Here is an 18,311-nt window from a genome sequence, read left to right as displayed (position 1 = left end):
GTTTTTCCCGCCGCAACTTACAGGTCATTGCCTTCAATGCAAAACCTTTGGCGGGTGCCAGCGCTTGCCCGTCGTTTTCGGTTTGACGGAGAGCGTGACGACATCGGCCGGCAGTGGGACCTTGGCCTTGGCCATCTCCAGCCGTGCAAGGGCCACCCTTGCCTTTTCGGCATATTCCAGATGGGCCGCGTCGTCCGAATGGTAGTGCTGCAGCCTGTTGAGGATTTCCGCACCTTCCACCGTTCTTTCGGCGGCAATCAGCGCCACGGCGCATTTGTAGAGCGCTTCACGGTGGAACGGCGCCCGATTGGTCACCTGGCGGAAGGCTTCGGAGGCCTCGTGGTAATGCTGTTGCGCCAGTCGAGCCTCGCCGATGCGCAGCCAAAGCACGACAGGTTCCTGGCCGGCGGCCAGTAGACCGAGAAAGGCGATCTCGGCCTCGCGGAACTCGCCCCGGTCGAAGGCAAGATTGGCAAGCCCGAATTGCGCGCCGAGATGGTCCGGTGCTGCGGCCAGCACCTGCCGGAAAGCGATATTGGCTTCCGCCTTCTTGCCGGTCCTGTAGAGTTTGAGGGCCTGTTCGTAAACGAAGCGGATGCTGCGCGGGTGGAGCCTGCCGCCGAGATTGTCGCCCGAGCGGCTGCGGAACAGCGTGCAGCTGAGCTTGTGCTCCTCGGGGCCGAAGAAATATTTATAGGGCTCGTTGCCGCGTAGGAAATCATAGGTCCTGAAACCCTGTTCGATGGCCCTGCGGATGCAATGGCCGTGCAGCACGAGGCCGGGGGAAGGGGTCTTCCAGTTCTCGTCGCGGCCGGTGATGTAGAACAGCACGGACATCTTCTGCCGGTCGATGATGTTGGCCAGCGCACCCAGCGGCTGGTCGCCGTACCACAACACCGGCACTTCCAGGTCGCCGCGGATATGGACGTCCATCAGCATCTGCCGCGTCGCGCCGATCAGGAGTTCCGTGCGTTCCTTACCCTTGTGCGGCGCCCAGCGGATGCGCCAGAAATCGAAAAGGATGTCCATGTCCCGCCGGATGGTTTCCTTCGTCGCGAAAGTGATGCGATATTCCTCGCCGCCCTCCACCTTTCTCAGGAAACGCCGAAGCTTCTGGCGCGTCTGGCTGCTCATATGGCTGTCGAGATAGCCGTCGAACGTGTCCGGCAGGGTCACGACCGGGCAGATGCAATTGTTGATATTGTAGGGGTTGGTCGGCATGTTGTCGCGGAACATGACGAGCGGTCCCTGAAGCGCGCGGATCATCGCGTCACGCCGTCCCGGTGGGCCGGAAAGGTAATCGAGCTTCAGTTCTGTCCAGTTCTGCTGGCGTATATAGGAACAGAAACCGGCAACGGCGTGGTTTTCGTATTCGGGCAGGGTGATGAAGCCGGTATAGTCCGCCGCCGCATTGCCGGCCATGACGATACTGTCATGGAAACGGCCGGTTTTCTTGTCCGGCTCGGTGACGATGCGAAGCGGGAAAAACGCCACATAGGGCGAGCCTTCCGGACGTTCCCTCAGCGCCAGAATGAACCAGCGCCTGCGGCGCGGCATATAATCCCTGAGCCAGCCCCAGGAGAGGAAATGCCGGGCGTGGGGGTCGGCCATGAACACCGCGTCCCAGTTTTGCCGGATCGCCGCGAAGTCGGCGTCCGTGTCGATGATGTCGATGCGCATTCGTCCCCTCCCAATACCGATCACACATTCGGGAGGCTTCATTCTATGGGCAAATGGCCGGCTTCAAATATTCCCTTCGGGTGAAAGGTCAGCATCAAATCGGATTAGCCCGCGGCATGGTCCCGACCGTCGCGCCGCGACAAAAAAGCCCTTGTCCGTTGATTGTAACCTTCTAACATGCGGGCGGAATGCGTGGCCGGCCCAACGGCCCGCATGGCACAGGAGTTCTCACATGGCTGTTCCTTACATGCTTCTGACCGGCGCGAGCCGCGGAATAGGGCATGCCGCCGTCAAGCTGTTTCAGGAAAAGGGCTGGAGGATTCTCACCGTCTCGCGGCAAGCTTTCTCCGAGGAATGCCGCTGGCCATCCGCGCGGGAAAGCCATATTCAGGCCGATCTTGAGGATTTGTCCCGCATTGGCGATCTGGCGGACGAGGTGCGCTCCCGCCTGCCGGAGGGAAAGCTTGCGGCGCTCGTCAATAATGCCGGGATTTCGCCGAAGGGCGAAGGCGGAGGCCGTCTCGGCGTCATGGAAACGACGGCGGATATCTGGACGCGGGTGCTGAACGTCAACCTCGTCTCGACGGCCCTGCTTGCCCGCGCGCTTTTGCCGGAACTGGAGGCGGCGAGGGGCTCCATCGTCAATGTCACCTCCATCGTCGGCTCGCGCGTGCATCCCTTCGCCGGCGTGGCCTATGCCACATCGAAGGCAGCGCTTGCGGCGCTGACGCGGGAACTGGCGCATGAATTCGGCCCGCGCGGCGTGCGCGCCAATGCCATTGCGCCGGGTGAAATCAACACCGCCATCCTGTCTCCCGGAACCGCCGAACTGGTGGAAGCGCAGGTGCCGCTCGGCCGGCTCGGCACCACCGCCGAGGTGGCGCAGACGATCTATTTCCTCTGCTCGGACCGATCGAGCTACATCAACGGCGCGGAAATTCACATCAATGGCGGCCAGCACGTCTGACGCTTCAAGCCCATCCAACCGAACGGAGCCATAATCGATGACCATCCTGCCGAATTCCGTCGAGGCACGCGATATCGCCTATCAGATGCACCCGAATGTCAACCTGCGCAAATTCGAAAAGACCGGCGGTCTGGTGATCGAAAGCGGCGAGGGCATCTATGTGACCGACAGCAGCGGCAAGCGCTACATCGAGGCGATGGCGGGGCTGTGGTCGGTGGCGCTTGGCTTCGGGGAAAAGCGGCTGGTGGAGGCGGCGACGAAGCAGATGCAGAAGCTGCCCTATTATCACACCTTTTCCTACAAGACGCATGGCCCGTCCGTCGATCTCGCCGAACTGCTGATCGAGCTTGCCCCCGTGCCGATGTCGAAGGTGCATTTCACCTCGTCCGGCTCGGAGGCGAATGATCTGGTCGCCAAGATGGTGTGGTATCGCTCGAACGCGCTGGGAAAAAAGGACAAGAAAAAGATCATCGGCCGCATCAAGGGCTATCATGGCGTGACGATCGCGTCCGCCTCGATCACCGGCCTGCCGCGCAACCATGAGAGTTTCGACCTGCCGCTGGATCGCATGCTGCATACCGCCTGCCCCTCCTATGTGCATTTCGGAAAGGAGGGGGAAAGCGAGGCGGATTTCACCGCGCGCATCCTGAAGGAGCTGGAGGATCTGATCCTTCGCGAAGGTCCTGAGACCATTGCCGCCTTCTGGGGTGAGCCGGTGATGGGCGCCGGCGGTGTTCTGCTGCCGCCGGAAGGTTATTGGGAGGGCGTCCAGGCGATCCTGAAGAAATATGACATTCTGCTGGTCGTGGACGAGGTGATCTGCGGTTTTGGCCGCACCGGCAAGATGTTCGCCTGCGAGACCTACGGCATAGCACCGGACGTGCTGGTGGTCTCCAAGCAGATATCCTCATCCTATATGCCGCTTTCGGCGATCATCATGAACGACAGTTTCTACCAGCCGATTGCCGACGAATCCGATCGGATCGGTTCCTTCGGTCACGGTTACACCGCTTCCGGCCATCCGGTCGCGACGGCGGTGGGCCTTGAAAACCTGAAGATCATTCAGGAGCGCGATCTGGTTGGCAATGTCGCCCGGCTGGAAGGCAGGTTCCTCGATCATCTGCAAGCGCTTGCCGATCACCCGCTCATCCATTCCTCGCGCGGCATCGGCTTGATCGGCGCATTGGAAGTGAAGCCATGGGATGGCCTGAAACCCGGCGATACGACGCTTGGCCTTGCCGCCGCCATCGAGGCGGAGGGTGTCATCACCCGGCCGATCGGTGAGGCCATCTGCTTCTGCCCGCCACTCATCATCACTGCCGAGCAGATCGATGATCTGTTTGCAGGGGTGAAACGCGGCCTTGACAATGCATTGGCCGCGCGGGGCTGACGGCTCTCATCCTTTTGGTTGCAGAGCTGACGAGAGGGGCCGAACGCCTCCTCTGCGCCATGCCGGTCCCTGCAGCAAGCGCGAGGATGGGCCGGCATACGGCCACCCTGCGTCTGCGCGGTAAGAAGAGGGCTTCGCGATCAGTGACTTGGTCGCGTTGTCCCCTGTTCGGGCGCCGGGGTGGCGGGGGATGGACGGGGCGTCGTGCCGACGTTACGGCGCTGCCCTATCCCCTGTAGGCCACGAGCACGGCGCCGCAGGCGATCAGCACCACGCCGAGCCAATTGGGCAGTGACAGCCTTTCCCCCAGAAACAGCACCGCAAAGACGGCGACGAAGACGACGCTCAGCTTGTCGATCGGTGCGACGCGGGCGGCGTCGCCGAGTTTCAGCGCCCGGAAGTAACATATCCAGGATGCACCCGTCGCCAGACCTGAAAGCACGAGGAAGGCCCAGGTTTTGCCCGAAATGGTGGAAGGCTGCTGCCAGTTTCCGGTGATGTAGACCATCAGGCCGGCGGCGGCGAGGATGACGATTGTGCGGATGAAGGTGGCGAAATCGGAATTGACGTTTTCGATGCCGATCTTCGCGAAGATCGCCGTCAATGCCGCAAAGGCCGCCGACAGCAGCGCCCATAATTGCCAGGCGAGAAACAGGTTTTTCATGTGGGCTGCCTCCATGCATCCAATCGGTCCTGCCCGGCTCACAGCATCGGCAGGGCGATAAGAACTGTTCTTCGCAGATATATCGGAACGAGGAAAGGCCGGCGTATCGATCACGACGCGCCGGCCTTCATGCGAGAGCCTGTCCGGACGGAGCCGGGACAGGCCGGACCTTGGGAGGCCGTATTATTCCGCGGGCTGAACCGATCCCGGCAGCGCATCTACATCCGCGATGCCGGAAATTTCTTCCTTGCCGCTCAAGACGCGGTCCAGCTGGTCCTGATCCAGTTCGCCTTCCCAGCGGGCAACGACGATGGTGGCGACCGCATTGCCGACGAAGTTGGTCAGCGCGCGGCATTCCGACATGAAGCGGTCGATGCCGAGGATCAGCGCCATGCCGGCGACCGGAACCGAAGGCACGACGGACAGCGTTGCCGCAAGCGTGATGAAGCCGGCGCCGGTGATGCCGGCCGCACCCTTGGAGGAAAGCATGGCCACCAGCAGCAGCAGGATCTGTTCGCCGAAGGACAGGTGGATGCCGGTCGCCTGCGCGATGAAGAGAGCCGCCAGCGTCATGTAGATGTTGGTGCCGTCAAGGTTGAAGGAGTAACCGGTGGGGATGACGAGACCGACGACGGAGCGCTTGCAGCCAGCCTTTTCCATCTTGCTCATCAGGCCCGGCAAGGCGGCTTCCGAAGACGAGGTGCCGAGAACCAGAAGCAGTTCTTCCTTGATGTAGCGGATGAGGGCGACGATGGAGAAGCCGTTATAACGGCAGACGGCGCCGAGAACGACGAACACGAACAGGAAGGACGTGACGTAGAAGGTGCCGATCAGCATGGCAAGGTTGGTGACGGACGAAATGCCGTATTTGCCGATGGTGAAGGCCATGGCGCCGAAAGCGCCGATGGGAGCGGCCTTCATCAGGATCGCGACCAGCTTGAAGATCGGGTACATCAGGGCATGCATGAAGTCGGTGACGGGCTTGCCCTTTTCGCCGACGATGCCGAGCGCGACGCCGAACAGCACCGAGAAGAACAGCACCTGCAGAATATCGCCGCTGGCGAAGGCGCCGACGATGGTGGTCGGGATGATGTTCATCAGGAAGCCGGTGATGGTCTGCTCATGGGCCTTGTCGGCGTAGGTCGCGACGGCCTTGGCATCCAGCGTGGCGGGATCGATGTTCATGCCGGCGCCCGGCTGTACCGTATTGGCGACGATGAGGCCGACGATGAGCGCGAGCGTGGAGAACACCAGGAAGTAGATCATGGCCTTGCCGGCCACGCGCCCGACCTTCTTCATGTCGTTCATGCCGGCGATGCCGGTTGCGACGGTGAGGAAGATGACGGGTGCGATGATCATCTTGACGAGGCGGATGAAGCCGTCGCCGAGCGGCTTCAGTTCTTCGCCGAAGGCCGGATAGAAATGGCCAAGCGCGATACCGGCGATGATGGCGACCAGAACCTGAAAATACAGGTGCTTGTAGAATGGCAATTTGGCGTGGCCTGCGGCCACGGCTGTCGTATCGATCATGTATTTTCCTCCTCGGCCTCACCCTGCCTTTATTGGCCTCCCGGGTTCGCCGTGACGTTGACGGCTTCACGCCGATTGCGGAGTCATGTGCAATACGCATGCCAGATTTGCTTATTTGCCGTAACTGACTGATTTAAAAAATACTTTTTATTGCTGCCTTGCGGCCGTCATGGTGTTTGTGTGGAATCTCGGACAGGCGCTCTTGCGGTTTGTGTGTAAATCCGCACAATTGTCCTCATGACCTATCAGGATCAGGAACTTCATTCCCATGCGAGGCGGCGGGCTCAATGGCTGGCGCTGGCCGGTCTGTGGCTGCTCGCCAGCCTCGGGGTCTTGCTGGTGGCCGATGAATTTGCCCGGCATCAGGCGATACGGACGGCTGGTTTGGAGGCCGCCACCGATGCCGAACTGAAGATCGCGCTGCTGAATGTCGCGCTGGAACGGCCGCGCGCCATTCCGCTGGTTCTCTCCGGCGATCCCGATCTTGCCGCTGCGCTTGATGGCGGCGGCGCTCCAGCCCTCGACCGGCTCAATCGAAAGCTGGAAGGGCTGATCGAAGGCACGCAGTCCTCTGTCATCTATGTGACCGGGCCGACCGGACTGACCATTGCCTCCAGCAACTGGCGGCAGGCCGACAGCTTCGTCGGCTCCAATTATGCCTTCCGCGAATATTTTCAGGCGGCGATGAAGAGTGGCATGTCCGAACATTACGCGCTTGGCAATGTCAGCCGCCGGCCGGGCCTTTATATTTCCCGCCGTATCGATGCCGCCGATGGGCGGCCGCTTGGCGTCGTCATCGCCAAGGTCGAATTCAACAGGCTGGAGGCGGACTGGAATATCGGCGGCAAGCCGGTCTATGTGGTCGACAGGAACGGCGTCGTGCTGATGACCAGCGTACCGGAATGGCGCTTCAAGACGGTTGCGCCGATTGATGAGGCGCGGCGAAAGATCATTTCCGAAAGCCTGCAATTCGGCAATGAGACGCTCTCGACATTGCCTTTCCGGCTTGCCCGGTCCTCGGGAGACGGCGTTGCGCTCATCCGTGTGGACGAGCCGGGGCGGGAGCGCGGCGATTATCTCAAGCTTGAGATGCCGGTGCCGACCACTTCATGGACATTGCATTACCTGCAGCCCGTCGCGCCGGCGCTGAACGCCGCTATCCGCGAGGGCAGGGTGGTGGCGCTGGTGACGCTGATGCCGCTGATGGCGCTTTCGGGGCTCTGGTTATGGCGCAGGCAGAAGGCGCTCAGGGAAAAGGAAGAGGAACAGCGCGCCCGCGCCGAGCTGGAGATGAAGGTGCAGGAGCGGACCCGCGACCTGACCAGGACCCGTGATCATCTGCAGGCCGAAATCGCCCTGCATGAAAAGACCGCCGGCGAATTGCGCAATGTGCAGCACGAGCTGGTGCAGGCCAACCGCCTCTCTATTCTCGGGCAGGTGGCGGCGGGCGTGGCGCATGAGATCAACCAGCCGGTAGCGACGATCCGCGCCTTTGCCGACAATGCCCGCACGCTTCTGAAGCGCGACCGCATATCCGAGGCGACCGAAAACCTCGAAAACATCGCGGCCTTGACCGAGCGCATCGGCACCATTACCGGCGATCTGAAAATATTGGCCCGCAAGGGCCGTACCGCCGCGGAGCCGGTCAGTCTCAAGCTTGTCATCGAAGGTGCGGTCATGTTGTTGCGCAGCCGTTTTTCCGGGCAGATGGATGCGCTGGATATCGTCTTGCCGGACCAGGACCTCAAGGTGCTTGGCAGCCGAATCCGACTTGAGCAGATTCTCATCAATCTTCTGCAAAATGCACTGGAAGCTATTGAAACTGTTGACAACGCACTTGTTGAAGTGCGTGTGCGCGAGGACGGCGAGATGGTGGTTCTTTCGGTCAGCGACAATGGCGGCGGTATTGCCGAAGCCATCCGCGCCCAGCTTTTTTCGCCCTTTAACACATCCAAGGAAAGCGGTCTCGGCCTCGGTCTCGTCATTTCCAACGATATTGCTTCGGATTACGGCGGGCGTATCGAGGTGGCGAGCAGCGAAGCGGGCACATGTTTTTCCGTATATCTGAAGCGAGCATGACATGACGGCGGTTGGAACCATATTCCTGGTGGACGACGATTCCCAGCTGCGCAAGGCGATGGTGCAGACGCTGGAGCTCGACGGATTGCCGGTAACCTCCTTTTCCCGGGCGGAGCAGGCGCTTGCGGCTCTGAATGAGGATTTCGATGGCGTCGTCATCACTGATGTGCGCATGCCCGGCATGACCGGGCTCGAGTTTTTCGAACAGGTCCGCAAGATCGATGCCGATCTGCCGGTTATCCTCATCACCGGCCATGGCGACGTGCCGATGGCGGTCGATGCGCTCCACAACGGCGCCTATGATTTCATCGCAAAGCCTTTTCCTGCCGAACGTATGGTGGAAAGTGCCCGGCGGGCGCTGGAAAAGCGTCGCCTTGTGCTGGAAAACCGGGCGTTGCGCCGGGCGGCGGGGCAGGCGGAGGACGATCTGCCGCTGATCGGCCAGACGCCCGCGATGGAGCGCCTGCGCACCACGCTGCGACACATCGCCGATACGGATGTGGATGTGCTGGTGGCGGGCGAGACCGGCAGCGGCAAGGAAGTGGTGGCGACGGCGCTGCACCGCTGGAGCAAGAAGCGCTCCCGGGGCAATTTCGTGGCGCTGAACTGCGGCGCGCTGCCGGAAACGGTGATCGAGAGCGAGCTTTTCGGCCATGAACAGGGCGCTTTTACCGGCGCGCAGAAAAAACGCGTCGGCCGCATCGAACATTCGAGCGGCGGGACGCTGTTTCTCGACGAGATCGAGAGCATGCCGCTTGCCGTACAGGTGAAGATGTTGCGGGTTCTGGAAATGCGGGAGGTCTCGCCGCTGGGTTCAAATGAGGAACGGTCCGTCGATATCCGCGTGGTGGCGGCGGCCAAGGTCGATCTCGGCGATCCGGCCGAGCGCGGCACCTTTCGCGAGGACCTTTATTACCGGCTGAATGTGGTGACCCTGTCGATACCGCCCCTGCGCGAACGCAAGGCGGATATTCCGTTGCTGTTTTCCCATTTCGTCACCAAGGCCGCCAACCGTTTCAACATGCCGGTGCCGCAGATCGGCGCTGCGGTGTCTCGCCGCCTCTATGATCACGACTGGCCGGGTAATGTGCGTGAACTCGGGCATTTTGCCGAAAGGGTGGTGCTGGGCTTGGAGACGGAGCCGGCAACCCCTGCTGCTTCGCAATCCGCTATTTCCGCCGCCGGCACGTTGCCGGAGCGCATGGATACGATCGAGGCGCAGATCATCCGCGAGGCGCTGGAACAATCGAATGGAGACGTCACGGAAACCATCGCAACGCTCGGTATTGCCCGCAAGACCTTTTACGACAAGCTGCAACGCCACGGCATCAACCGGGCGGATTACGTGAAGAATGGTGCTGTTTGAAATGGCCGGCTTATGGCGAGGGGCGGAAACCCGTTCCCCGCCATGCCCTGACCTGTCCAGAACATCTGCTGCCTGTCAACGTAAGCCAGGTAGACGGATCCCCGGCAGAGGCCGGGGATGACGCTGCGTTCAAGGCAACACTTCCGAACAAGCGCGAGGCTGCCATTATTCCCGATCAACCCGCCACGCAGAAATGACGCTGGCCGTCATAATCCGTATAGGTGCCGGTGCGGGAGTTGAAGCTGCGGTAACGCTGCGAGCAATAGTCGTACCAGGCGTTGGTCCATGGCTCGATGGTGCGATAGGTGGCGCGCTGGCCGTAAACCGGGCGGCTGTCATAGACGGGCTGCGGCCGATAGACCGGCGCCGGGCGATAAACCGGTTGCGGCTGCGGCCGGTAATAGCGGTAGTCCGGCTCTTCATAGACATAGCTCGGCTCGTAACGGCGGGGCGGGTCGATATAGACGCGATCGTCATCGACCGGCGCCGGGCGGGAAAGGGCGGAACCGACGGCAACACCGGCAGCAAGGCCGAGCACACCACCCAGAAGGGCGGCATCGCGACGGTCGCGGCGGCCCCAGTCATCGGCAGAGGCGGTGTTGAAAGGAACGATCGTGGCGGCGGCAACGGCGACGGCCAGAACGGTTTTAGCTGCAAAGGACGACATGGTGTGTTCTTTCATCCGGGTGGCAGGGCGCTGCCAGTTGCAAATTCGATGGTTAAAGAAATACAGACCGGCGGCTGAACGGGTGCTGAATGAATTGTGGCGGGCCGGTGGCGGCCAGCATTTCCCTGTTTGCGCGGGCCGTACTTCGCGCTAGAACTCAGGATCAAACAGGACACACCGATGAGCCTTTCCCAGATAACCGTCAATTCCGATTCGTCGCAGGAAGACCGCGCCCAGGCCATTCGCGACACGCTGCGCGACGCCATTGTCGACCGGCGGCTCGCGCCGGGAACGAAACTGTCCGAATCGGAGGTGGGGACTTTGTTCGATGTCAGCCGTACGGTGGTGCGCGCGGCCCTTCAAATGCTGGCTTATGAGGGGCTGGTGAAGGCTGAACGCAATCGCGGCGCTTTCGTCTCCAACCCCACCCCGGACGAAGCACGTCAGGTTTTCGCCTCGCGCCGGCTGATCGAGCCCGGTGTCGTGGATGCGGCGATCGAAAAGATCTCGCCCGCGGCGGTCAAACGGCTGCGGGAACATCTGGTCCAGGAAAGCCGCCATCAGCATGAACGCGGCCCGAGTGCAAGGCGCGCGGAGATCAAGGCGTCGGGCGATTTCCACCTGATGCTGGCATCGCTTGCCGGCAATGCGATTCTCGAAAAATTCATGGACGAGCTTGTCGCGCGCTCCTCGCTGGTCATCGCGCTCTATGGACGTTCCGGCGTATCGAGCTGCGGCCACAACGAACATGCCGATCTGCTGGATGCGCTGGAGGCAAAGGATGCGGCAAAGGCCCGGGCGCTGATGTTGCAGCATCTCGACCACATCGAGGCGGATTTGGACCTTCGCATGAAGGAAGGCCTGGCGCTGAAGGATGCGCTGGCGCCGTGACGGATTGAACGTGCCGGCGACCGTTTCCCGCCCGCCTCGAGCGTGAGGCAGGCGGATGAGTTGGCCTGCCGATCAGGCCGCGTAGCGGCTGATGGCCAGGTCATGGGTATCGATCTCCGGCCTTTCGCCGCTGATGAGATCGGAAAGCACCCGGGCGGAACCACACGACATGGTCCAGCCAAGCGTGCCGTGGCCGGTGTTGAGGTAGAGATTGCTGTAACGCGTTGCGCCGATCACCGGCGTGCCGTCCGGTGTCATCGGGCGCAGTCCACACCAGAATTTCGCCTGGCTCTGGTCACCCGCGCCGCCGAACAGGTCTTCCACCGAATGGGCCAGTGTTTCCTGGCGTGCGGCCGGCAGATCCTTGCTGAAACCGGCAATTTCCGCCATGCCGCCGGCGCGGATGCGCGAGCCGAGCCGGGTTATCGCCACCTTGAACGTTTCGTCCATCACCGTGGAAACCGGTGCGCGTTCCTCTTTCACGATCGGAACCGTTATGGAATAACCCTTGACCGGATAGACCGGCAGCGTCAGCCCAAGCTGGCGTACGAATTGCGGCGAATAGCTGCCAAGGGCGGCCACGAAAATATCGGCTTCCACCAGCCCGCGGGTGGTCTCCACGGCCTTGATGCGGTCTGCCTCGACGATGGGGCGCATGATGCCGGTATCATAAAGGAAGGTAACGCCCGCCGCCTCAGCCATCCGCGCCAGTTCGGTGGTGAACATGAAGCAGTCGCCGGTCTCGTCGCCCGGCAGCCGCAGGCCGCCGACGATCTTCTCCTTGGCGGGGGTGAGGCCGGGTTCGATGGCGGCGCAGCCGTCACGGTCGAGAATCTCGAAGGGCACGCCGCCGGCCGTCAGCACATCCACATCCTTGCCGATGGCGTCAAACTGTTTCTGGGTACGGAACACTTCCAGCGTGCCCTGCATGCGCTGGTCGTATTCGATGCCGGTCTCTTCGCGCAGCGCCATCAGGCAGTCACGGCTGTATTCGGCGACCCGCACCATGCGGCTCTTGTTGGTGGCATACCGCGCCGAGGTGCAGTTGCGCAGCATCTGGCTCATCCAGCGCCACGCGGCCGGGTCGGCCGTCGGGCGGATGATCAGCGGCGCGTGTTTCATGAACAGCCACTTCATCGCCTTGAGCGGAATGCCAGGTGCTGCCCATGGCGAGGAATAACCGGGAGAAACTTCGCCGGCATTGGCAAAGCTGGTCTCCAGCGCCGCGGCCGGCTGACGGTCGATCACCGTCACCTTGTGTCCGGCTTTGGCCAGATACCAGGCGGAGGTCACGCCGACGACGCCGGCTCCGAGGATAGTGACGTTCATGATCGTCTCACTTGTGATTGACTGATGTTGAAGCGATGGCCGGGGTTTGGCCCGGCTGACTGTAGCTGCGGCGGTATCGGCGTCCGAGGCCGGTCAGGATTTCATAGGCGATCGTGCCGGCATCCGCGGCAATGTCTTCCAGCGTCTGGTCAGGCCCGATCATCTGCACGAGACTGCCCTGGGTCAATGTTCCATCGGGCAGGGCCGATATGTCGAGAATGATGCTGTCCATCGAAACGCGCCCGGCAATCGGCAGACGAATTCCATTGTACCACGCAGCCCCGCGATTGCTCAGCGAGCGCGGCAGACCATCGGCATAACCGGCTGCGATTGTCGCAAGACGCGTCGGGCCGGCCGCCTCGAAGGAGCCGCCGTAGCCGACAAGCGAACCGGCGGGCACGGTGCGTGTCTGGATGACGGCGAGATCGAGACGGACGACCGGCTTCATCGGGTTGGGGCGGGCAACGGAGGGGGCGCCGCCATACAGCGCGATGCCCGGGCGCAGCAGATAATTGTGATAATCATTGCCGAGAAAGATACCGCCGGAGTTGGAAAAGCAGACTGGCGTGTCAGGAAAAGCAATGGCAGCTTTGCGCATCACCGAAAGCTGCGCGGTATTGGCGGCATGGTCCGGCTCGTCGGCGCAGGCGAGGTGGCTCATCACAAAAGCGATGTCGATACCCTCGAGCAGTTGCGGCCGGCAGGCGAGAATTTCAAGCTCCTCAGGGGAGAGGCCGAGACGGCACATGCCGGTATCGATCTGGATTGCAGCCGGCAGCGCCTTGCCAAGCTTTTGGGCGTGGCCGGCCCATTGTGCGACCTGCTCCAGCGAGTTCAGAACCGGGGTGACGGCCATGGCGGCGCAGGAGGTCTCGTTGCCGGGCTGAAGCCCGTTGAGGACGAAGATCCGCGCATGCGCCGGCAGACGCAGCCTGAGCGCCAGCGCCTCGTCAATATGGGCGACGAAGAAATTACGGCATCCCGCTTCGAACAGGGTCTGCGAGACGATATCGGCGCCGAGGCCGTAAGCATCGGCCTTGACCACCGCTGCCGTCTGCGATGCGGGGGCCATGGCGGCAAGGGTCAGATAATTGTCGCGCAATGCGCTGAGATCGATGGTCAGATGGCCGCTTGCACCACCGGCTGCCTGCTGGCGGCTGATCTGCATGTCCATGGTCGTTCACCCTCATTTTTATCCCATGAGAGTATTGCAACGATTATCGAATTTCTTGACGATTATTCGAAGAAAATGCGATATAATTTGAAAATACGCAATTTTCATTGATAAATTGGAATTTTCTATGTCGTCACTGGATGCAACAGACCGCCATATCATCCGTCTGCTGCGGCTGAATGCCCGCATCAGCAATGCGAAACTGGCGGCCGAAGTCGGGCTCTCCCCTTCCGCCTGCCTGCGCCGGGTGGATATTCTGGAGCGGGAAGGCATTATCCGCGGTTATACGGCGCTGACCAGCGGTCTTGCGGGCGGCGAAGTGATCTCGGTCATCGTGCAGATCACGCTCGACCGGCAGACGGAGGATTTTCTCAACCGTTTCGAAAATGCGGTGCGGCGATATCCGGAAATCCGTGAATGTTATCTGATGACGGGCGGATCGGATTATTTCCTGCGCTGCGAGGCGGAAAGCGCGGGGGATTTCGAGCGGATTCACAAGGAGATCCTGTCGAAGCTGCCGGGGGTTTCGCGGATACATTCGAGTTTCGCGATCCGCAATGTGCTGGCGACGCCGAAGGCGCGGTAGCGTCGAACCCGTGGCTACCCCCTGTCCTGCAGGACAGGGGGTAAGCCCCAAACTCTGCCCTCTCATCGCTATCCCCACCACCGATAAAAATGATGCACCGGCCCCCGCCCATGTCCAACGGCAAGTTCCCGCCCGGCATCGAGCGCTCCATTCAGATAGTCCTTCGCAAGCCCGACTGCATCCCGCAATTCATGCCCCATCGCAAGATGAGCCGTAATCGCAGCCGCCAGCGTGCAGCCGGTGCCGTGGTCGTTTTTCGTCTCAACCCGTGGCGCGGAAAGCGTCTGCATGCCGCCATCCGCAAACAGATAATCCGTGCTCTCAGGTCCATCGCCATGGCCGCCCTTGATGAGCACGGCTTTCGCGCCGCCCCTCAGGATCAGCTCTGCCTGGCGCGTAATGTCTTGCTCCGTCTCCGCAATTGGGGTTCCCGTCAGCAGCGCCGCTTCCGGCAGGTTCGGCGTGACAATGGCGGCGAGCGGCAGGAGTTCGCGCCGCAAGGTCTCGATGGCGTCCTCATGCAGCAGCCGGTCGCCCGAGGTCGCCACCATGACGGGGTCGAGCACCACCGGCTGCGTTTGCTGCCGAAGCCGTTCTGCGATGGCGGCAATGGTTTCTATCCGCGAGACCATGCCGATCTTCACCGCATTGACGGCGAGATCGGAAAAAACCGCATCCATCTGCGCAACGATGGTGGCGACCGAAATATCCTCCACCGCCGTCACGCCCCGGGTGTTCTGGGCAGTGATGGCGGTGATGACGCTGGCGGCATAGGCGCCGAGCGCGGAGAAGGTCTTGATGTCGGCCTGGATACCGGCGCCGCCGCCGCTGTCGGAGCCGGCAATGGTCAATGCAATGGCTGTCATGGCTGTCTCGCTTTCAGCGCTGCGTCAATTGCAGAGCGGAAACCCTTGGTCGCGCTGGCAATATTGCCCGCCCGAAAGATGGCGGAAATGACCGCGACACCATCCGCGCCGGCGGCGATGACGGGCGGTACACGGGCAAGGTCGATACCGGCAATGGCGCCGACCGGCATGTCCGGTCTCCATTCCTTCAGCAGGGCACGAAGCGTCGAAAAACCGTCGATACCGACCGGCCTGTCGGGGTTCACCTTGGAAACCGTTTCGAACACGCCGCCAATGCAGGCGTAATCGACAGGCATGGAAGCCGCCCGTTCGGCATCGGCGCGGTTCTTGACGGTAAGGCCGATGATCGCCTTTTCACCGAGAATGCGCCTTGCGGTCTTTGCATCCATGTCGTCGGCGCCGAGATGCACCCCATCCGCGCCGGAGGCAAGCGCCACATCGACGCGGTCGTTGACGACCAGCGGTACGCCGGTGCCGGAGATGGCCTCATGAATGGCGCGGGCGTTGTCGATCATGTCCCGTGTCGAGCCGTGCTTGTCGCGATACTGCAGAATGGTCGCGCCATTGAGTGCGGCGGCCAGAGCAAGCTCGGCCAAGGGCGCGACATCGGCAAGCCCGGCATCCACCAGCGCGTTGAGACGGTAATCAACCTTGTTCATGCTCAATCCTCGCGTGATTGACGATGTCGTCACCGGAAATTGCAGACAGCGCATCCAGAAACGCCGCTTCGAATGTGCCGGGACCCTTTGACTGTTTGGCGGCCAGCTCGGCAGAAACGCCGGTGACGGCAAGGGCGGAGGCTGCTGCCGTCAGGGCATCCTTTTCCACCGCCATGAAGGCGGCGATGACGCCGCCCGACAGGCAGCCCGTGCCGGTCACCTTCGCCATCCATGCGTGGCCGTTGACGATCCTGACGCTGCGTATCGCATCGCGGAGATGATCGACCGGTCCGGTTTCGATCCTCACCGCATTCGGCACGTCCCCGACCAGGCTCATTTCCGCCCGGTTGCCCCGCACGATGGTGGGGGAAAGGGCGATGAGCTCCCGGGCGAAGGCCAGCCGCGAGGGTGAATAGTCGACATGCACGGGATCGACGATCCACGGCTTGCCGGATGCGCTGGCGATCTCGATCGCCAGCCTTATGACCTTGCGCCGCTCGGCGTCCAGCGTACCGAGGTTGACGGTCAGCGCATCCGCCTTGGCGACGAAGCTCTCGATTTCTTCCGGTGACGTGGTCATCGACGGTATGCCGCCAACGACGGTGATGCCGTCGGCGGTAAATTTCTGCACCACGGTGTTCATCAGGCAATGCACGCGTGGGCGCGCCTTGCGCACGCGCTCCAGAATATCGGCGGCCTTTGCCGCCGTGGGAAGATCTCCGGTCATGGCTGCTGCAGCTCCACGGCGATGTCTTCAACGGCCGGCGCCTGCTTGATCAGTTGCATGTCCCGCATGAATGCGCCGAAACGGACATAGCGGGCGCGGTCGAGCGCGGCGGGACGCTTGGCAAAACGCGGCAGGGTGTCGAAGAAGGCCTGTTTGTTCAACGCATCGTCAAGGTTCGGATAGGCCTTGATGAAAAGCTGCCAGGCGTCCTGCGGATGGTTGGTGATGAAGATCGCGGCCTGTTCCACGGCGGAGAGGAAACGCGGCAGGCGGCTGTCCGTCGCGAGATCGCGATGGGCGACGAAGATCAGCTCGTCATAGGCCGGCACGCCGTGTTCCTCCGGGAAGAAGGAACGGCCCTCGTGGCCTTCGAGCTTCATCTGCGTCAGTTCGAAATTGCGGAAGCCGCCAAGCGTTGCGTCCACCTTGCCGGCGATCAGCGACGGCGAGAGCGAAAAATTGACATTGATGAGTTCCACGTCATCCTTCGTCAGGCCGTCCTTTTCCAGCATCCGCTTCAGCATGGCGTCTTCAAAACCGGAAACGGAAAAACCGACCTTCTTGCCCTTCAGGTCCTTCAGGCTTTTGATCGGCCCGTCGGCCAGAACGGTGACGGTGTTGAGGGGGGTTTCGACCAGCGTGCCGAAACGCACGAGCGGCAGGCCGGCATCGTGGTCGAGATAGAGGTTCGGCTGGTAATGCACGCCGATATCGGCCTGTTTCGCGGAGACGAGGCGCGGTACGGCGGAGGGGTCCGCAGGCGGCACCAGTTCCACGTCCAGGCCGGCATCGGCGAACAGGCCGCGCTCCCTGGCGATCACCATCGGCGCATGATCGGGGTTCACGAACCATTCGAGCAACACGGTCAGCTTGTCGGCCGCCTGTGACTGTACGGGTGCAAGCACGCTGGCCGCTGCGAGGACGAGGGAAAGAAGAGTTCGTTTCATGGTGCCGAAAGTCTCCGTAAATATCTGAAAGAATTGACGTGTTCTGTTTCCTTGGCCCAGGGGGCCAGATTGGCTGTCGCGCGATCGACGATAAGCCTGAGCAGTACCGCCATAACGGCAAGAATGGCCATGGCGGCGAACATGGTGTCGGTCTGCATGCGGGCATTGGACTGGATCATGACGAAACCGAGCCCGGCGGAAGCCCCGACCCATTCGCCAATGACGGCGCCGAGCGGGGCGAGCGGCGCCGCCACCCGCAGCCCCGATATCAGCGACGGCAGCGCCAGTGGCACGCGCAGCCGGGTGAGGATCTGCCAATGGCTCGCCTCGGTCAGCGATGCGGCGTCGAGAATGGCCCGGTCCGTGCGATTGAGGCCATCGGTGAAGGCGGAAGCGACGGGGAAGAAGATGATGATCGCCGTCATGACCACTTTCGATGCCATGCCGAAGCCGAACCAGAGGACGAGGATCGGAGCGAGCACGAAAACGGGAAAGGCCTGCAGCACCAGGACCATGGGCCAGAAGAGGCGGCCGAGACGCGGGATGGCGGCAATCGTGAAGGCGACGACGATGCCGGCGACGATGCCTGCCGTGAGCCCCAGCGCCATTTCGCCAAGCGTCACCATGGCCTGACCGAACAGGAAACCGGGCTGGCGCAGGAAGGCGGCGGCGACATCGGCGGGTGACGGCAAAATATAACGGGGCGGCGCAAACAGCCATGTCCCCGCCTGCCAGAGAAGGAGCAGAAGACCGATACCGTTCAACGCATGTGTGGCGCGCATGGGCCGG

The 18,311-nt window shown here is 61.9% G+C and carries 17 protein-coding genes; 6 read left to right on the top strand and 11 right to left on the bottom strand.

The window, feature by feature from the left end; genetic code table 11:
• Nucleotides 1–33: 33 nt before the first annotated feature.
• On the bottom strand, nt 34–1,680 hold the full coding sequence (locus ACI2KA_RS21160; RefSeq protein ID WP_404504422.1) for a GNAT family N-acetyltransferase: 1,647 nt from the start codon (nt 1,678–1,680) through the stop codon (nt 34–36).
• Between the two features lie 232 nt (nt 1,681–1,912).
• On the opposite strand from ACI2KA_RS21160, the gene ACI2KA_RS21155 reads away from it, so the two are divergent.
• Together ACI2KA_RS21155 and ACI2KA_RS21150 are read left to right on the top strand one after the other, a co-directional pair.
• On the top strand, nt 1,913–2,647 hold the full coding sequence (locus tag ACI2KA_RS21155; protein ID WP_404504421.1) for an SDR family NAD(P)-dependent oxidoreductase: 735 nt from the start codon (nt 1,913–1,915) through the stop codon (nt 2,645–2,647).
• A 37-nt stretch (nt 2,648–2,684) separates the two neighbouring features.
• On the top strand, nt 2,685–4,037 hold the full coding sequence (locus ACI2KA_RS21150) for an aspartate aminotransferase family protein (RefSeq protein WP_404504420.1): 1,353 nt from the start codon (nt 2,685–2,687) through the stop codon (nt 4,035–4,037).
• Nucleotides 4,038–4,263: 226 nt separating this feature from the next.
• Here the strand turns inward: ACI2KA_RS21150 and ACI2KA_RS21145 are convergent, their stop codons facing one another.
• Nucleotides 4,264–4,701: an EamA family transporter gene (locus tag ACI2KA_RS21145; RefSeq protein WP_404504419.1), complete on the bottom strand. Its 438-nt coding sequence runs from the start codon at nt 4,699–4,701 to the stop codon at nt 4,264–4,266.
• Nucleotides 4,702–4,884: 183 nt separating this feature from the next.
• Nucleotides 4,885–6,231, bottom strand: a complete 1,347-nt coding sequence (locus ACI2KA_RS21140; RefSeq protein ID WP_404504418.1) for a dicarboxylate/amino acid:cation symporter — start codon at nt 6,229–6,231, stop codon at nt 4,885–4,887.
• 237 nt (nt 6,232–6,468) lie between these two features.
• Here ACI2KA_RS21140 and ACI2KA_RS21135 point away from each other — a divergent pair, with 237 nt between their 5' ends.
• Together ACI2KA_RS21135 and ACI2KA_RS21130 are read left to right on the top strand one after the other, a co-directional pair.
• Nucleotides 6,469–8,310 carry an ATP-binding protein gene (locus tag ACI2KA_RS21135; RefSeq protein ID WP_404504417.1) on the top strand — a complete coding sequence of 614 codons (1,842 nt, stop codon included), beginning with the start codon at nt 6,469–6,471 and terminating at the stop codon, nt 8,308–8,310.
• Nucleotide 8,311: 1 nt separating this feature from the next.
• Nucleotides 8,312–9,676 carry a sigma-54-dependent transcriptional regulator gene (locus ACI2KA_RS21130; protein WP_404504416.1) on the top strand — a complete coding sequence of 455 codons (1,365 nt, stop codon included), beginning with the start codon at nt 8,312–8,314 and terminating at the stop codon, nt 9,674–9,676.
• 175 nt (nt 9,677–9,851) lie between these two features.
• Here the strand turns inward: ACI2KA_RS21130 and ACI2KA_RS21125 are convergent, their stop codons facing one another.
• Complete coding sequence (locus ACI2KA_RS21125; RefSeq protein WP_404504415.1) at nt 9,852–10,343, bottom strand: BA14K family protein; 492 nt, start codon at nt 10,341–10,343, stop codon at nt 9,852–9,854.
• A 180-nt stretch (nt 10,344–10,523) separates the two neighbouring features.
• Here ACI2KA_RS21125 and ACI2KA_RS21120 point away from each other — a divergent pair, with 180 nt between their 5' ends.
• Nucleotides 10,524–11,234 carry a GntR family transcriptional regulator gene (locus ACI2KA_RS21120; RefSeq protein WP_404504414.1) on the top strand — a complete coding sequence of 237 codons (711 nt, stop codon included), beginning with the start codon at nt 10,524–10,526 and terminating at the stop codon, nt 11,232–11,234.
• Nucleotides 11,235–11,306: 72 nt separating this feature from the next.
• On the opposite strand, the gene ACI2KA_RS21115 is transcribed toward ACI2KA_RS21120, so the two are convergent.
• Together ACI2KA_RS21115 and alr are read right to left on the bottom strand one after the other, a co-directional pair.
• Entirely contained in the window at nt 11,307–12,563 is a 1,257-nt protein-coding gene (locus tag ACI2KA_RS21115) for a D-amino acid dehydrogenase (RefSeq protein ID WP_404504413.1), read from the bottom strand.
• Between the two features lie 7 nt (nt 12,564–12,570).
• Entirely contained in the window at nt 12,571–13,737 is a 1,167-nt protein-coding gene (gene alr / locus ACI2KA_RS21110) for an alanine racemase (RefSeq protein ID WP_404504412.1), read from the bottom strand.
• A 127-nt stretch (nt 13,738–13,864) separates the two neighbouring features.
• On the opposite strand from alr, the gene ACI2KA_RS21105 reads away from it, so the two are divergent.
• A complete protein-coding gene (locus ACI2KA_RS21105) occupies nt 13,865–14,323 on the top strand; it encodes an Lrp/AsnC family transcriptional regulator (protein WP_004438693.1) in 459 nt (152 codons plus the stop codon).
• Nucleotides 14,324–14,391: 68 nt separating this feature from the next.
• Here the strand turns inward: ACI2KA_RS21105 and thiD are convergent, their stop codons facing one another.
• The 5 genes from thiD to ACI2KA_RS21080 are packed head-to-tail and all read right to left on the bottom strand — an operon-like array spanning nt 14,392 to nt 18,304.
• Nucleotides 14,392–15,189, bottom strand: coding sequence for a bifunctional hydroxymethylpyrimidine kinase/phosphomethylpyrimidine kinase (gene thiD / locus ACI2KA_RS21100; protein WP_404504411.1), 798 nt, complete (start codon nt 15,187–15,189; stop codon nt 14,392–14,394).
• A complete protein-coding gene (gene thiE, locus ACI2KA_RS21095; protein ID WP_404504410.1) occupies nt 15,186–15,848 on the bottom strand; it encodes a thiamine phosphate synthase in 663 nt (220 codons plus the stop codon). Before thiE ends, thiD begins: the two co-directional genes overlap by 4 nt.
• A complete protein-coding gene (locus tag ACI2KA_RS21090) occupies nt 15,835–16,575 on the bottom strand; it encodes a hydroxyethylthiazole kinase (RefSeq protein ID WP_404504409.1) in 741 nt (246 codons plus the stop codon). The genes thiE and ACI2KA_RS21090 overlap by 14 nt, the downstream gene beginning before the upstream one ends.
• Complete coding sequence (locus ACI2KA_RS21085) at nt 16,572–17,522, bottom strand: ABC transporter substrate-binding protein (protein WP_404504408.1); 951 nt, start codon at nt 17,520–17,522, stop codon at nt 16,572–16,574. The genes ACI2KA_RS21090 and ACI2KA_RS21085 overlap by 4 nt, the downstream gene beginning before the upstream one ends.
• A complete protein-coding gene (locus tag ACI2KA_RS21080) occupies nt 17,519–18,304 on the bottom strand; it encodes an ABC transporter permease (protein WP_404504407.1) in 786 nt (261 codons plus the stop codon). Before ACI2KA_RS21080 ends, ACI2KA_RS21085 begins: the two co-directional genes overlap by 4 nt.
• Between the last annotated feature and the right edge of the window lie 7 nt (nt 18,305–18,311).

It is taken from the genome of Agrobacterium sp. NPDC089420, from assembly GCF_044900305.1.
Classification (GTDB): Bacteria; Pseudomonadota; Alphaproteobacteria; order Rhizobiales; family Rhizobiaceae; genus Agrobacterium.
The sequence above is the reverse complement of the archived record's forward strand: the minus strand, read 5'-3'. Positions and strand labels throughout refer to the sequence as shown.

Coding starts and splice junctions, on each gene's coding strand:
- ACI2KA_RS21115 (WP_404504413.1), bottom strand. CDS start 12,563: ATGAACGTCACTATCCTCGGAGCCGGCGTCGTCGGCGTGACCTCCGCC.
- ACI2KA_RS21090 (WP_404504409.1), bottom strand. CDS start 16,575: ATGACCGGAGATCTTCCCACGGCGGCAAAGGCCGCCGATATTCTGGAG.
- ACI2KA_RS21150 (WP_404504420.1), top strand. CDS start 2,685: ATGACCATCCTGCCGAATTCCGTCGAGGCACGCGATATCGCCTATCAG.
- ACI2KA_RS21085 (WP_404504408.1), bottom strand. CDS start 17,522: ATGAAACGAACTCTTCTTTCCCTCGTCCTCGCAGCGGCCAGCGTGCTT.
- ACI2KA_RS21105 (WP_004438693.1), top strand. CDS start 13,865: ATGTCGTCACTGGATGCAACAGACCGCCATATCATCCGTCTGCTGCGG.
- alr (WP_404504412.1), bottom strand. CDS start 13,737: ATGGACATGCAGATCAGCCGCCAGCAGGCAGCCGGTGGTGCAAGCGGC.
- thiE (WP_404504410.1), bottom strand. CDS start 15,848: ATGAACAAGGTTGATTACCGTCTCAACGCGCTGGTGGATGCCGGGCTT.
- ACI2KA_RS21140 (WP_404504418.1), bottom strand. CDS start 6,231: ATGATCGATACGACAGCCGTGGCCGCAGGCCACGCCAAATTGCCATTC.
- ACI2KA_RS21130 (WP_404504416.1), top strand. CDS start 8,312: ATGACGGCGGTTGGAACCATATTCCTGGTGGACGACGATTCCCAGCTG.
- ACI2KA_RS21135 (WP_404504417.1), top strand. CDS start 6,469: ATGACCTATCAGGATCAGGAACTTCATTCCCATGCGAGGCGGCGGGCT.
- thiD (WP_404504411.1), bottom strand. CDS start 15,189: ATGACAGCCATTGCATTGACCATTGCCGGCTCCGACAGCGGCGGCGGC.
- ACI2KA_RS21120 (WP_404504414.1), top strand. CDS start 10,524: ATGAGCCTTTCCCAGATAACCGTCAATTCCGATTCGTCGCAGGAAGAC.
- ACI2KA_RS21160 (WP_404504422.1), bottom strand. CDS start 1,680: ATGCGCATCGACATCATCGACACGGACGCCGACTTCGCGGCGATCCGG.
- ACI2KA_RS21155 (WP_404504421.1), top strand. CDS start 1,913: ATGGCTGTTCCTTACATGCTTCTGACCGGCGCGAGCCGCGGAATAGGG.
- ACI2KA_RS21080 (WP_404504407.1), bottom strand. CDS start 18,304: ATGCGCGCCACACATGCGTTGAACGGTATCGGTCTTCTGCTCCTTCTC.
- ACI2KA_RS21145 (WP_404504419.1), bottom strand. CDS start 4,701: ATGAAAAACCTGTTTCTCGCCTGGCAATTATGGGCGCTGCTGTCGGCG.
- ACI2KA_RS21125 (WP_404504415.1), bottom strand. CDS start 10,343: ATGTCGTCCTTTGCAGCTAAAACCGTTCTGGCCGTCGCCGTTGCCGCC.